Source organism: Vibrio wakamikoensis (assembly GCF_050337275.1).
Classification (GTDB): Bacteria; Pseudomonadota; Gammaproteobacteria; order Enterobacterales; family Vibrionaceae; genus Vibrio; species Vibrio chaetopteri.
Map to the genome: position 1 here is coordinate 1 of NZ_JAKJST010000022.1, position 13,258 is coordinate 13,258.

The window sequence follows — 13,258 nt, forward strand, 5'->3', positions numbered from 1 at the left end:
CCCTTTGTTGCCACAAGATTACTTCAACTACGCTTTATGAAATATGTTGAGCCAAAAGGTGATGTGATGAGTTGTGAAGTGGTGTTAGGTCATAAAGCGTGGAAGCTATTATGGTTCAAAACCGTAGGGAAGCCACTGCCAACCCAAGTACCAGATACCCATTGGGCTTATGAAAGCCTTGCTAGGTTGGGAGGGTGGAAAGACACCAAGCGAACAGGGCGAGCATCAGTCCAAGTGTTATGGGAGGATGGTTCAAATTACAAACCATCCTTGAAGGCTATGAACTAGCGATGTCTCTTGAACGAGCAGACTTGTGATCAAGAGACAGGGCTTAAAGCCTTCCTTTTTTGTCTGGATCTTTTGGGAGTAGATGACAAGATTCGTATAACGTTGACACCTTTCCTTTTGATAGAGACAAAAAAAGAACGGCTATTTCGAGCCGTTCTTTTTGGTATTCCAGAAATGCTTTAAGTGATTCGCTTACACGAAGTCCTTACGCATTGGTGTAAAGTTATCAATCAGTACACCTTCTTTAACGCAGGTGCAGCCGTGCATGATGTTAGGCACTTTATAAACGGTATCGCCAGCAGTCACACGTTTGGTTTCGTCGCCAACAGTGAAGTCGAACTCGCCAGATACCACATAAGTGATCTGCTCGTGTGGGTGGTTGTGCATTGGCGCGACAGTACCCGTCTCGAAATGCACTTCGACTGTCATCATGTTCTCGCAATGAGCGAGCACTTTGCGTCGTAAACCGCCGCCTTGATCTTCTAGTTTGATGTTTTTGTTGTAAACAAACATGCTGTTTCCTTAAAGTGTTACCGCACTCGGCGTGACTAACGCGAGCTTCTGGTTATGGTCATTGAGTAAGAGTTGAGAAGAGGTACGCGCCCTAAACGCATCGCCCATCATAATGGCGTCGTAGATGGCTTCGTGCTCTTCCAAACAAAAACGTCCTCCGGTAGAGGATTCGTCGATAAATGTCTTGAATAGTGATTCAAGGATATTGGCAAACGGTATGTAAAAAGGGTTACCAGTCGCCAGAAAAATCGTTTTATGAAACTGATGGTCGTTGATCGTCCATGCCGCGTAGTCGTGACATGCCGCAGCTTGCTTCATGTTTTGAAAGCTAATCGATAGCGCTTTTCGATGTTCTATCGATGCAGAGCGTGCAGCAATAGAACACGCTTCTGGTTCAATGGCTTTTCTCAGCCCTAGAAACTGTGTTAAAAAACGCTGTACGTTGTCCGCATCTTTGATCCAATCAAGAAGCTGAGGATCGAGAAAGTGCCACTGTTGGCGCACTTCGACGCTTGTACCTACTTTGGGCTTGGAGGAAATCAACCCTTTTGCTTCTAACAATTTATTGCATTCGCGTAGCGAAGTGCGGCTGATGCCAAACTTGCTTTTAAGGTCGTGCTCGCATGGTAGCTTTTCACCTTGTTTCAGCTCTCCGGTTAAAATCTTTGTCGCAATTTCCTTTGCTACTTGTACATATACTCGGTGACTCGATGCTGAAACAGAATCAGTGTTTTCAGCTGGCTTGTTTGAGAGCATGATCATTCCTTTGTCTATATTTGTTCTCGTAGGGTTGTTTTGAGACCGCACAAACTTCCAATCTGCAGACCGTAACAGCGGTGTGTTATGACGATTGATGTCTCCGTTGTGGTGATCAATATTCCCTAAATGCTTGATGTATAGCCTTCAAATACAATTAGTAATACAATATCATTTATTTGAGGTGAGATGTAGATTGAAGTGTCACAAAATACGAAGTTCGCAGAAATAAGTCAGATCTGGAGATGAGTAGTGATTTAGTTGTGATTCAGTCAATTACAGTAGTTAGAATGTTTATAACGTACTGGACTTAATGAATTATCATCAATAAATGCGGAAGGTCACATTTACTCAATGTCTATTAGTGGTAAGATATCTACTAAAATAATACATATTCAATTTAACATCGGTAGCATTATGTCAGGTAAGTTCAATGCAATAACGGGCTCCAAGCGCAGTATCCATGTGCAGGTAGCGAGAGACATAGCCAGAGGTATCCTTTCTGGTGATTTGGCTGAGGGTTCAATCATCCCGGGTGAAATGGCTTTGTGTGAGCAGTTCGGTATCAGCCGTACCGCACTTCGTGAAGCGGTTAAGCTGTTAACATCAAAAGGGCTACTGGAGTCACGACCAAAAATTGGTACTCGTGTAGTTGACCGTGCGTATTGGAACTTCCTTGATCCGCAATTGATCGAGTGGATGGATGGTATTAGTGACGTTGAGCAGTTTTGTGGCCAATTTCTTGGATTGCGACGCGCCATTGAGCCAGAGGCTTGTGCGCTAGCAGCAAGGTTTGCATCTGCTGAGCAACGAATTGAGCTTTCTGCAACTTTCCAAGAGATGGTTGAGGTCTCAGAAGCAGAGCCTTTCGATCAAATGAAATGGTTGGATGTCGATACGCGTTTCCATTCGCTTATTTTTAACGCGACAGGCAATGACTTCTTTTTGCCGTTTGGCAACATTCTAACCACTATGTTTGTGAACTTTCTTCAGTTTTCTTCCGATGGCGGCTCGACATGTATTAATGAACACCGCCGCATTTACGAAGCGATCATGGCTGGCGACTCAGACAAAGCAAGAGACGCGTCTGCAAACCACCTTCGTGAGGAAAATCACCGCCTTCCAGTGGCGAGTTAGAATCTGAGTTAATCAGTTAAAAAGGCAGCATTTACGCTGCCTTTTTTATTTCTGCTAGTCCCAATTGTAAATAATTGCTATTGTAATACAAAATGGAAGTCTGGAGATAAACATGACTGACGCTCTTGTACCCAATATTACTCACTTTCTTAATAACGTAGATCCGTTCAATAAAATGCCTGAGCCCTTGGTGCGCCAGGTTGCATCCACCGTTAAAATCACTTATGTAGGGAAAGGTGAGATCCTTGATCCTTATTTAAATAGTGCTTCGACCCAACCTGTTGAGACGAGAGAATTAGAGAAACAAGACAAGTATTTGTACGTGATTCGCTCGGGTGCCATGGAGCAAAGAGAGGCTGACGGTGTATTGCGTGCAAGATTGGGTGCAGAGGATGTGTTTGGCTTTACCTTTCTAGACAGCAGTGTCTCGGAGCAAAAGGGTTACAAAGCCATTGCTTTGGAGAACACCTTACTATATTTGATCCCCCACAAGGCACTGACGTCAATTTTTAAGGACTCTCCAGAGTTCGCAGAACATTTCGCTGCCCAAGCTCAAACAAGGCTGAAGTCTGCGCTGGATGTCGTGTGGTCGAATAAAGAAAAAGGTCTGTTTATTCGCACGGTCTCTGAAGTCGCAAGTAAAGCTATCGCTATTGTAGATGCGAAAATGTCTATCCAAGAGGTGGCGAAGGAGATGCGTTATAAAAAGCGTACTTCCACAGCAGTAGTTTGTGACGACGGGCAGTTAATTGGCATAATCACCGATAGAGACATGACCAAACGTGTTATTGCGGACGGGTATGACCTCACTGCGCCAATTAAATCAGTCATGACAGCCAACCCTATGACCGTCAGTCCCCATGACTTAGTCTTACATGCCGCATCACTGATGATGCAACACAATATCCGTAGCCTACCGGTTGTAGAAGACGGCAAAGTCGTTGGACTGCTTACCACTTCTCACCTGGTTCAAAACCATCGCATGCAAGCTATTTTCCTAATTGAGAAGATAAAGTATGCAGAGTCAGTTGAAGACTTGGAAGCGCTCAATACCGAGCGTCAGGCGATATTCGAAGCACTCATTGAAGGACAAGTGCCGCCAGATATTACCGGCCGAGTGATGGCGATGATGATGGATGCTTACAATCGACGTCTGATCCAATTGGCGATTTCTCACTTCGGGGAGCCGCCTTGCAAGTTCTCGTGGATTGTAGCGGGGTCACATGCCCGAAATGAAGTCCACATGTTGTCTGATCAAGACAGTGCATTGGTGCTCAGTGACGACGCGACAGAAAACGATAAAGTTTATTTCCGTCAACTTTCCCAATACGTGGTTAAAGGGCTAGACGCATGTGGCTACCCTCTATGTCCTGGCAATTACATGGCAGCGACGCCTAAATGGTGTCAGCCACAATCCGTGTGGAGAGAATACTATCGTAAATGGGTATCTAACCCTGAGTATGAGCGACTTTTGAATATCAGTGTGTTTTTAGAAATTCGCTCCGTCTATGGTGAAGCGAGTTACGCCGATGAACTGCGAGATGAACTGCACAGCCAGATAAAATCAAACCGTGAATTTCTGGGGATTTTGACGCGAGATGCCATTAATACCCAGCCCCCTCTTGGAGTATTTAAAAACCTCGTGCTGGAAAAAACAGGCGAGAATAAGAAAACCCTCAATATTAAGAAGTATGCGATCAACTTGATCATAGATTTAGCGCGAATCTACGGCTTGGCGGTGGAGTGTGACTCTTCTAATACCAAAGAGCGTTTCACGCGAGCTAATGAGCAAGGGATCTTAAGTGATGATGCGTACAAGAATATCCTCAATACCTACCAATATGTGCTTATGTTTAGGCAACATCATCAGTTAGAAGCGTTAAAACAGGGCGGGCAACCAGATAGCCATATTAACCCAGATACATTCGGCAGTTTCGAGCGTGGCAATCTAAAAGATGCGTTTTTGATCATTTCTGGTCTTCAAGATGCCGCGAAACTTCGCTTTGCAGGAAGGATGTAACTTGTGTTGAAAGCCGTTTGGAAATTGATGAATCGTGTTCATGCGTATCATCAATTTGAAAAAAAGCGTACACAGTATTCTTCAAAGGTTTCCTTACCAAAAGAGTTGAGTGGACTATCGAGTGCTCAGCTCCCTGATATCGAGTCTGCTGGGAGTCAATTGAACTATTTGGTCGTGGATTTCGAGACGACAGGATTGGATGCCAGCACGGACAGCATCTTAAGCGTGGGCTGGGTTGAGGTGAATGGGTTTAGCATTGATCTAGCATCCGCACAGCACTTGTATATTGACACGACAGCGAGTGTGAATGCCGACGGCGCGGTGGTGAATCACATTGTTCCAGAAATGCTCAAAGATGGCGTCCCCCTTGATGAGGCGATGCAGCGCTTATTTGAAGCCGCGCGGAACAGAATATTGATCGCCCATGGTGCTGTCATTGAGGCATCCTTTGTTGAAGAGTACTTAAGTCACCGATTTGGCTTGAAGGACGTGCCCGTACTGTGGATTGATACTTTGGCAATTGAAAAGTCGATGGCCAAGGCTGTTAACGCTGATAGCTCTATTGATGTGCGCCTTGCAGAAACGCGGGAAAGGTATTGCCTGCCGGAATACAATGGTCACGAGGCACTCATCGATGCCATCGCCACCGCTGAGCTGTTTTTAGCTCAGCAGACGCGTTTGTTCGACAAAAGCTACCCTTGCATCGGTAAGCTCTATCGAATGAGCAGATAACAGCTTGTGGTTGAGTCACCCTGTGATGGGTTCTAGCAACTCTTCGATGCATCCTCGGCTGATATCTTCATTGATGTAAGCCATGCCAAGAATGTTTAAGAAATCCATGCGGTCGGCATCGCGAAGGTCAATCTCAGGCACTGAGAGATTGTTTTCTTGGTAGATCTTGGCGATGTGAGCCATAAAGGCTTCACCGTCACGCATCATTAATAGACTCATTGCACCTACGTCAGGTTTTACTCGATTTTGCTGATCTGCATTGAGTTTAATCTGCAATACGATAGGTTCTTCGCTCTCTCCAAATCTCACACCACGTTCGCGCACTGTTTGCTGCGCCCAGTAGTAGGCGAGTTCTTTGCTTTGGGTAAGAAATACCGGCTCGGTAACGTCTTGGAAGTTGTTTCCTATGGTTGCCATAGTCGCTTTAGCGACGTCATTGAGTGCTAGGTCTCCCGAGCGTTTTAAGCCTTGCGCTTGGATAGAGGCGACGAGTGCTGAAGAGGTGCCGTGGTACCAGGTGTTGCTGGTGGTGAAACCGGTTTTTGTTAGTAGGGTTTGGGTGTCTTTTAGGTGTTTTGGGGTCATGGGCGGCCTCTTTGGGTTTGGAGAGCTGGGTGGGGTGGTGAGAGTTTAGAGCTGAAGGTTAAAAGCTAAAAGCTAAAAGCTAAAAGCTAAAAGCTAAGAGCTAAGGGCGAAGAGCACCCCCTCTAGCTCCCCCTTATTAAGGGGGAGAATTACTGGCTCGCTCCTATCGTCGCATCGCGGATTAAATGTATATAAGGCGATGCGTTAGCGAGCCAGTGGTTCCTCCCCTTAATAAGGGGAGGCTAGGAGGGGTAAGCTCTTAGTCAAACTGATTAGAAGTATTCAACTCACCAGCCGCTTTTAGCGCGTTCTCACCCGCAAAGTACTCTTTATGGTCATCACCGATGTCTGAACCAGACATGTTTTGGTGTTTAACACATGCGATACCTTGACGGATTTCTTGGCGTTGAACGTTCTTAACGTAGCCAAGCATGCCTGCTTCACCGAAGTACTCCTTCGCTAGGTTATCTGTTGATAGCGCAGCGGTGTGGTACGTTGGTAGTGTGATTAGGTGATGGAAGATACCAGCTTCACGTGCAGCATCTGCTTGGAACGTGCGGATTTTGTCGTCAGCACTTTTCGATAGTTCCGTTTCGTCATATTCAGCGCTCATTAGGTTTGCGCGGTCGTATGCTGATACATCTTCACCTGCTTCAACCATTGCATCATAAGCTTGTTGACGGAAGTTAAGCGTCCAGTTGAACGAAGGCGAGTTGTTGTAAACCAGCTTCGCATTCGGGTGAACTGCACGTACGCCATCCATCATCTCTTTGATTTGACCGATGTGTGGCTTTTCAGTTTCAATCCAAAGTAGGTCAGCACCTGCGTTGATAGCTTCGATACAGTCAAATACACAGCGGTCTTCACCCGTACCTGAGCGGAATTGATATAGGCCAGAAGGAAGACGCTTCGGACGTACTAGCTTGCCATCACGGTTAAAGCAAACGTCGCCTTGCTTCATGTCAGCAACATCGATCTCTTCAACGTCTAAGTAAGAGTTGTAGATATCGCCTTGGTCGCCTGGCTCTTTCACTACCGCAATTTCTTTGGTTAGGCCAGCACCTTGTGAGTCAGTACGTGCAACGATGATACCGTTGTCGATGCCAAGCTCTAGGAAGGCATAACGCAGCGCGCGCAGTTTGGCATGGAAGTCTGAGTGAGGTACGGTTACTTTACCGTCTTGGTGACCACACTGCTTCTCATCGGCTACTTGGTTTTCAATCTGCAGACAACAAGCACCCGCTTCAATCATTTTCTTAGCCAGTAGGTAAGTGGCTTCTGCGTTACCAAAGCCTGCATCGATATCAGCAACGATTGGCACAACGTGGGTTTGATGGTTGTCGATTTTGTCTTGGATTTGGTCTTGAAGTGCTACGTCGCCGGCTTCACGTGCTGCGTCTAGCTCACGGAATAGACCGCCTAGCTCACGTGCATCTGCTTGACGAAGGAAAGTGTATAGCTCTTCGATAAGTGCAGGGACAGACGTCTTCTCGTGCATTGACTGGTCTGGAAGTGGACCAAAATCAGAGCGAAGTGCGGCAACCATCCAACCTGATAGGTAGAGGTAGCGTTTGTCAGTCTTACCACCAAAGTGCTTCTTAATAGAAATCATTTTTTGTTGGCCAATGAAACCGTGCCAGCAACCTAAAGATTGTGTGTACTGAGATTTGTCTGCGTCGTACGCTTCCATGTCTGCACGCATAATATCCGCCGTGTATTGCGCGATATCTAGGCCAGTTTTGAATTTGTTTTGAGCACGCATGCGAGCAGCAGATTCAGCATCGATTGCATCCCATGGCGTACCTGCAGCGCGTTTTGCAACTTCGATCATTTCGATATCTTGATTAATTTGCGACATAACTATTCCTTAGTTTCACGTTGGATATAGGGTGGCCAGTGGCCTGTAGTATTAACTTGTTGTTATGGACAAATCGTAGCCGCTTGTGTGATAATTTTGTTAATTTATAGTTGTTATACTCGGTATTTTTGTTATGAATATTGCTCGTATTGACCTTAATTTGCTTGTGTATTTAGATATGCTGCTGCGAGAGCGTAATGTGACCCGCGCTGCGAACCAGTTGGGTATCACTCAGCCAGCGATGAGTAATGGATTGCGCCGCCTGCGTGATTTGTTTGAAGATCCGCTTTTAGTGCGAACTAGTGAAGGGATGATCCCAACCGAGCGCGCTCAGAAGCTCCAGCCACAGATTCGAAATATTCTTGCCAATGTAGAAAAGACGATGCAAACCACGACCGAGTTTCATGCTGAGGATAGCGAGCGCGTGTTTCGTATCATGGCGAGTGACTATGCCGAGTCGACTATTATTCAACCGTTATTGGAAAAGCTCAGCGAAATTGCACCTAAGATACGTTTGGACATCATGACCCCAAGTGATGTGAGTTATCAGGATGTAGAGCAAGGTACCGTCGATATCGTTATCAATCGCTTTGATGATATTCCTCAGTCCTTCCACCAAATGAGCTTGTGGCACGATGGCTTTTCTTGTCTATTCAGCCGCGACAATCCCATTGCCGATAACTTTGATTTGTTCTCTTATCTAAAGGCGCAGCACATTTGGGTGAGTAAAACCGGGATGGGTACCGGGCACGGCGTCAACCCTAGTCAGGCGCAGAAACTGGGCTGGATTGATGAGGCGTTAATGAAGATCGGTAAAACGCGCAATATCACGGTCTTTACCCGCCACTACCTATCCGCCATCCTTTTTGCGCAGCAGAAGAATCTGATTTTGACAATTCCAAGTAAGGCGGCGCAGTCACAGCGCAACAACCCTAAGCTGCTTATCAAACCTGCGCCATTTGCGATAGAGCCGTTTGAGGTCAAGATGGCATGGAGTCCACTCTTGCAAAGTAATCCCGATCACCAATGGATGCGCCGCCTAATAAAAAGCGTCGCTAATGAGTTAGAAAGTGGCGTAACGGAGTAAGGCTGTACGTCAATAATAGGGGTATTTTTTCTATGAATGTTAACTATAAGTAGCATAAATTAGTCAAATTCTCCTCAGTTACGTAGATTTTTAAGCAGTGGTCATCGACTAATTCGAGAGAAATTTTATGAGCAATCGTATTCAACAGGGAAGCTTGAACATTGATAGCACCCTCTACAATTTGGTTAATGAGCAAATCATTCCCGGCACTGGTATTGAGGCCAGCGCATTTTGGCAAGCGTTCGAGTCAATTTTATCTGACCTAGCACCTAAAAATCGCGCGCTGCTGGTAAAGCGTGACGACCTACAACATCAAATCGATGTTTGGCATCAAGAGCGTGTGGGTCAGGCAATTGATCCAACCGAGTACAAAACCTTCTTACAGCAGATTGGTTACCTAGTCCCTGAAGTTGATGATTTTGAAATCTCCACAGAAAACGTAGAGCCAGAAATAGCGACTCAAGCAGGACCACAGCTGGTGGTACCTATTATGAATGCCCGCTTTGCACTTAACGCAGCGAATGCGCGTTGGGGCAGTTTATATGACGCGCTTTACGGCACAGATGTGATAGGTGAAGAGGACGGTGCGGAGCGTGGTGGCAGCTTTAATCCAGTACGTGGTGAAAAAGTCGTTGCGTATGCTCGCGAGTTTCTCGATTCTGCAGCGCCTTTAAACGGTGTATCACATCGTGAAGTCACCCAGTACAGCATCAGCAATGTCAGTGTAGGTAACACGCTAACTGCCACTCTTACCAATGGTGAGGAAGTGACCCTGATGGATAGCACTCAGTTTATCGGCTATCAGGGAGAAGCCAGTTCGCCATCTTGTATTCTTCTTAAACACAATAATCTTCATATTGAAATTCAAATCGACCCGAATACACCGATTGGCCGTGTCGATGCTGCGGGTATCAAAGATGTGGTTGTTGAAGCGGCGCTTACCACCATTATGGATTGTGAAGACTCGGTTGCAGCGGTAGACGGCGAGGACAAAGCGCTGGCCTATCGTAACTGGTTAGGTCTGATGAAAGGCGATCTGCAAGAGAGCCTAGAAAAGAATGGCAAAACGATTGTCAGAAGCTTAAATCCGGATCGTCAATACACCAGCGTGACCGGCGGCGAGATCCATCTCAAAGGTCGCAGTATGCTGTTTATTCGCAACGTCGGCCACTTAATGACAAACCCAGCGATTCTTGATCGCGCCGGCCGTGAAGTACCAGAAGGTATCATGGATGCCATGATCACCTCGCTAATAGCTATCCACGATATTAAAGGGAACAGCCAGTACCAAAACTCGACATCAGGTAGCATCAACATCGTTAAGCCAAAGATGCATGGCCCTGAAGAAGTGGCATTTACCAACGAGCTCTTTACTCGAGTCGAAGATGCGTTGGGTCTGGAACGAAACACCATCAAAGTCGGCATTATGGATGAGGAGCGCCGCACCTCGGTTAACCTAAAAGCGTGTATTCACGCTGCGAAAGAGCGTGTCGTGTTCATTAACACTGGCTTCTTAGACAGAACGGGTGATGAAATTCATACCAGCATGGAAGCAGGTGCATTTGCTCCGAAAGCTCAGCTGAAAACCATGACCTGGATTGGCGCCTACGAAGATCAAAACGTGGATCTAGGATTGGCGTGTGGTCTGCAAGGTAAGGCGCAAATCGGTAAAGGTATGTGGCCCGAACCAGATAACATGGCAAAAATGATGGATGCTAAGATTGGTCATCCACAGTCAGGCGCCAACACAGCATGGGTACCGTCACCGACCGCAGCAACTTTACATGCGCTTCACTACCACCAAGTGAGCGTGCCAAGCCGTCAAAAAGAGCTTCGTGAGCGTGTGAGTGCGAGTGTGGATGATATCTTGACGATTCCACTATTAGGCTCACAAAAGGTGACAGAAGAACAAATTCAAAGCGAGTTGGACAATAACGCGCAAGGCATTCTTGGCTATGTAGTACGCTGGATTGACCAAGGTGTTGGCTGTTCCAAAGTACCAGATATCAATGATGTTGGTCTAATGGAAGATCGTGCCACACTACGCATCTCAAGCCAGCATATTGCTAACTGGTTACGACATGGTATTTGCACTGAATCTCAAGTGATGAAAACCATGCAGCGTATGGCACAAGTCGTTGACCAACAAAATGCTGACGACCCAAATTACAACAATATGGCCCCCAACTTTGACAGCAGCATTGCGTTCTCTGCCGCTTGTCAATTGGTGTTCGAAGGCTGCGCACAGCCCAATGGCTATACTGAGCCCGTATTGCATGCAATGCGACTCAAATTAAAATCACAACAAAGATAAAACACTGTAATTACCAAGCCCAAGGTAACACCGCGCTCTCGAGCGCGGTTTTTTTGTTTTTTGAGTTGCGGCTGATGAAACGGGTGCCTGAGGATAATATTAGCGGAGTACTAGCGAGTATTTGCCCCACTATCAGAGAGAATCAAGCAGAGCTTAACGTTATGTCGCGATTTTCTTAGAAAGTCTACCTTCTCACTTAATTGAAGGCTCCATACAGCAATAGTAAGGATGTATGGCTAAAAGCTTGAGTTATTCGCCAGCTTTATCCATATAAACAACTTCATAAGTTGTCGATGATCTAAATACTCGAACGTTAAACCCTACCTCTTCTAGAAAGTCATAGTTATGCCCTGCAATGGCAGGCCAAACTGCAAGTGCAGATAATCGCGTGTTACCCGTATTGATCAATCGGTGGGCGACAAAACCTGGGATATGATGCACGCTGCCCGGGAATACTTTCTCAATGGACACTTCTCCTTGTTCCGTTTGCATGAGTAATAAACCCTCACCCTGCGAGCCGAAATAGAACTCTGCTTGCTCTTTACGTTGGTGGATATGGCCTCTCGTCATGTGGAGTTCATCACCTATAGAACCGGGCTCAATATGCGAAACACCAAAGTTTAGTTCTCCTTCTGCATGCTGAGCAGGTAGCATTTCCACTTGGTAGATGACTTGGTCCTGTGCACTTGCGGCACGTTGGGTTTCGTTAGCAAATACACCTTCAAGTGCGCCAAGCGTGGTTTCTTTGCAGACGACGTTTTCTGCATCAATATGACCAGTTAAGTAGTTGATACTAGGAGGAATAGATAAATGCATGTTAATCCTTATTGGCGATTCTGAGCAATTCAGAAAAGGCTAGAAATAGATGATAAAAAGTGCTTGCTGGAGAGTGTTCGTTTAATGGCTGACCCACACTATCTACTTGATCAACCCATAACCCAGGTAAAGCTGGATTCAAGTAATAAACGAAAATGTGTTCCACCGCGTGACTGATCGCGGCTCGGCGGGTGTCACTAGGGGCACGTTCCCAAAGCGCTATACAGGCTTTCAAGTACTCGGTTTGACACCAAAGGCGCGACGTTGAACGTAGTGGCGTTCCGTTGGCGTATATCTCATCTCTAACAAGACCATTGTCATTATGCCCATGTTGTTGTGCAAAGCGGTACAAAACATCAATCGTCTTATTTACCTTAACTCCTGTGAGCTTTTGGTAGTGGCTGAGTAACCAGATCCACTCGTAGTGATGGCCTGGATCGATATGCGTGCCTATGTCCGAATCAAGAGAGAAATCGGCCTGAAAGAACTCGGCTAAATGGTCACTTTGCATAAAATGAGTTTGGAACAACTGATAGATTTGTGTTGCTCGCTCCAGCCAAATCGGATTGTCGGTATGTTCATAGCTGACCATTAACGCTTCGAACAAATGCATGTGAGGGTTTTGTCCTTTGTTGACAGCGTTGCCTTCAATCAGAAAAAAACCACCTTGTTCTATGTCCCAAAGATGCGTTGAGATGTGTTGGTAAATGGCTTCCATTGAGTGTAGAGAATGTTCATCAGCCGCTAGTTTGTAATGCCAAGCAAACCCAAGAAGCGCGAAGGCTTGCTCGTATAAGTTAAGCGCCTCACTTCTACTGTCATTGCTTTCGTATAGCGAAAAACGATAACCGGATGATGGTGAGCCAAAATTTGCAAATCCTTGTTTAATGGCAGCCAAAACTTGATTGTGACCGTCGATTAGGTTGAGCTTAGTGGCGTGAGCGAAGACGTAAACCTGACGTGGTTGCACGCGAAATCTAAGTAAATCGTCACTAAACTCTCGCCCGTCGGAAAGTAAGCCTTCGGCAAAAATACCATTTTTCTCGGATTGTGCTTTTTGCCATCGAGGTAGTGCATGTTGCGTGAGCCAGTGTTGGCAACGAGCGATTTGAAAGGTTAGGGAGTCCATGGTTTGCTCCAAAGAATAGGGCA

11 protein-coding genes and 1 pseudogene are annotated in these 13,258 nt (G+C 46.1%); 6 read left to right on the plus strand and 6 right to left on the minus strand.

Annotated features, from left to right (window positions below):
* Positions 1-317, plus strand: a pseudogene (locus tag L4C42_RS13110) (IS4 family transposase); the annotation flags it as partial.
* Between the two features lie 163 nt (positions 318-480).
* On the opposite strand, the gene L4C42_RS13115 reads toward L4C42_RS13110, so the two are convergent.
* Together L4C42_RS13115 and L4C42_RS13120 are read right to left on the minus strand one after the other, a co-directional pair.
* A complete protein-coding gene (locus L4C42_RS13115; RefSeq protein ID WP_353499839.1) occupies positions 481-801 on the minus strand; it encodes a cupin domain-containing protein in 321 nt (106 codons plus the stop codon).
* 9 nt (positions 802-810) lie between these two features.
* Positions 811-1,557 (minus strand): FadR/GntR family transcriptional regulator, encoded by a 747-nt coding sequence (locus L4C42_RS13120; protein ID WP_353499838.1) that lies wholly within the window; start codon positions 1,555-1,557, stop codon positions 811-813.
* 417 nt (positions 1,558-1,974) lie between these two features.
* On the opposite strand from L4C42_RS13120, the gene L4C42_RS13125 reads away from it, so the two are divergent.
* From L4C42_RS13125 to L4C42_RS13135, 3 genes are all read left to right on the plus strand, one after another.
* Positions 1,975-2,694 carry a FadR/GntR family transcriptional regulator gene (locus L4C42_RS13125; RefSeq protein ID WP_353499837.1) on the plus strand — a complete coding sequence of 240 codons (720 nt, stop codon included), beginning with the start codon at positions 1,975-1,977 and terminating at the stop codon, positions 2,692-2,694.
* Between the two features lie 112 nt (positions 2,695-2,806).
* Positions 2,807-4,714, plus strand: coding sequence for a DUF294 nucleotidyltransferase-like domain-containing protein (locus tag L4C42_RS13130; RefSeq protein WP_353499836.1), 1,908 nt, complete (start codon positions 2,807-2,809; stop codon positions 4,712-4,714).
* Positions 4,715-4,741: 27 nt separating this feature from the next.
* On the plus strand, positions 4,742-5,446 hold the full coding sequence (locus L4C42_RS13135) for a 3'-5' exonuclease (protein WP_429760783.1): 705 nt from the start codon (positions 4,742-4,744) through the stop codon (positions 5,444-5,446).
* A gap of 15 nt (positions 5,447-5,461) precedes the next feature.
* Here L4C42_RS13135 and L4C42_RS13140 read toward each other — a convergent pair whose 3' ends face one another.
* Positions 5,462-6,031 carry a hypothetical protein gene (locus L4C42_RS13140; protein WP_429760785.1) on the minus strand — a complete coding sequence of 190 codons (570 nt, stop codon included), beginning with the start codon at positions 6,029-6,031 and terminating at the stop codon, positions 5,462-5,464.
* A gap of 259 nt (positions 6,032-6,290) precedes the next feature.
* Positions 6,291-7,889 (minus strand): isocitrate lyase, encoded by a 1,599-nt coding sequence (locus L4C42_RS13145; protein ID WP_353499833.1) that lies wholly within the window; start codon positions 7,887-7,889, stop codon positions 6,291-6,293.
* A 133-nt stretch (positions 7,890-8,022) separates the two neighbouring features.
* Here L4C42_RS13145 and L4C42_RS13150 point away from each other — a divergent pair, with 133 nt between their 5' ends.
* Together L4C42_RS13150 and L4C42_RS13155 are read left to right on the plus strand one after the other, a co-directional pair.
* Positions 8,023-8,976, plus strand: a complete 954-nt coding sequence (locus L4C42_RS13150) for a LysR family transcriptional regulator (protein WP_353499832.1) — start codon at positions 8,023-8,025, stop codon at positions 8,974-8,976.
* A gap of 127 nt (positions 8,977-9,103) precedes the next feature.
* Positions 9,104-11,290 (plus strand): malate synthase G, encoded by a 2,187-nt coding sequence (locus L4C42_RS13155; protein ID WP_353499831.1) that lies wholly within the window; start codon positions 9,104-9,106, stop codon positions 11,288-11,290.
* A 249-nt stretch (positions 11,291-11,539) separates the two neighbouring features.
* Here L4C42_RS13155 and L4C42_RS13160 read toward each other — a convergent pair whose 3' ends face one another.
* A complete protein-coding gene (locus tag L4C42_RS13160) occupies positions 11,540-12,106 on the minus strand; it encodes a glucose-6-phosphate isomerase family protein (RefSeq protein WP_353499830.1) in 567 nt (188 codons plus the stop codon).
* A 1-nt stretch (position 12,107) separates the two neighbouring features.
* Positions 12,108-13,235 carry an AGE family epimerase/isomerase gene (locus L4C42_RS13165; protein WP_353499829.1) on the minus strand — a complete coding sequence of 376 codons (1,128 nt, stop codon included), beginning with the start codon at positions 13,233-13,235 and terminating at the stop codon, positions 12,108-12,110.
* Positions 13,236-13,258: the final 23 nt, after the last annotated feature.

Coding starts and splice junctions, on each gene's coding strand:
- L4C42_RS13115 (WP_353499839.1), bottom strand. CDS start 801: ATGTTTGTTTACAACAAAAACATCAAACTAGAAGATCAAGGCGGCGGT.
- L4C42_RS13120 (WP_353499838.1), bottom strand. CDS start 1,557: ATGCTCTCAAACAAGCCAGCTGAAAACACTGATTCTGTTTCAGCATCG.
- L4C42_RS13125 (WP_353499837.1), top strand. CDS start 1,975: ATGTCAGGTAAGTTCAATGCAATAACGGGCTCCAAGCGCAGTATCCAT.
- L4C42_RS13130 (WP_353499836.1), top strand. CDS start 2,807: ATGACTGACGCTCTTGTACCCAATATTACTCACTTTCTTAATAACGTA.
- L4C42_RS13135 (WP_429760783.1), top strand. CDS start 4,742: ATGAATCGTGTTCATGCGTATCATCAATTTGAAAAAAAGCGTACACAG.
- L4C42_RS13140 (WP_429760785.1), bottom strand. CDS start 6,031: ATGACCCCAAAACACCTAAAAGACACCCAAACCCTACTAACAAAAACC.
- L4C42_RS13145 (WP_353499833.1), bottom strand. CDS start 7,889: ATGTCGCAAATTAATCAAGATATCGAAATGATCGAAGTTGCAAAACGC.
- L4C42_RS13150 (WP_353499832.1), top strand. CDS start 8,023: ATGAATATTGCTCGTATTGACCTTAATTTGCTTGTGTATTTAGATATG.
- L4C42_RS13155 (WP_353499831.1), top strand. CDS start 9,104: ATGAGCAATCGTATTCAACAGGGAAGCTTGAACATTGATAGCACCCTC.
- L4C42_RS13160 (WP_353499830.1), bottom strand. CDS start 12,106: ATGCATTTATCTATTCCTCCTAGTATCAACTACTTAACTGGTCATATT.
- L4C42_RS13165 (WP_353499829.1), bottom strand. CDS start 13,235: ATGGACTCCCTAACCTTTCAAATCGCTCGTTGCCAACACTGGCTCACG.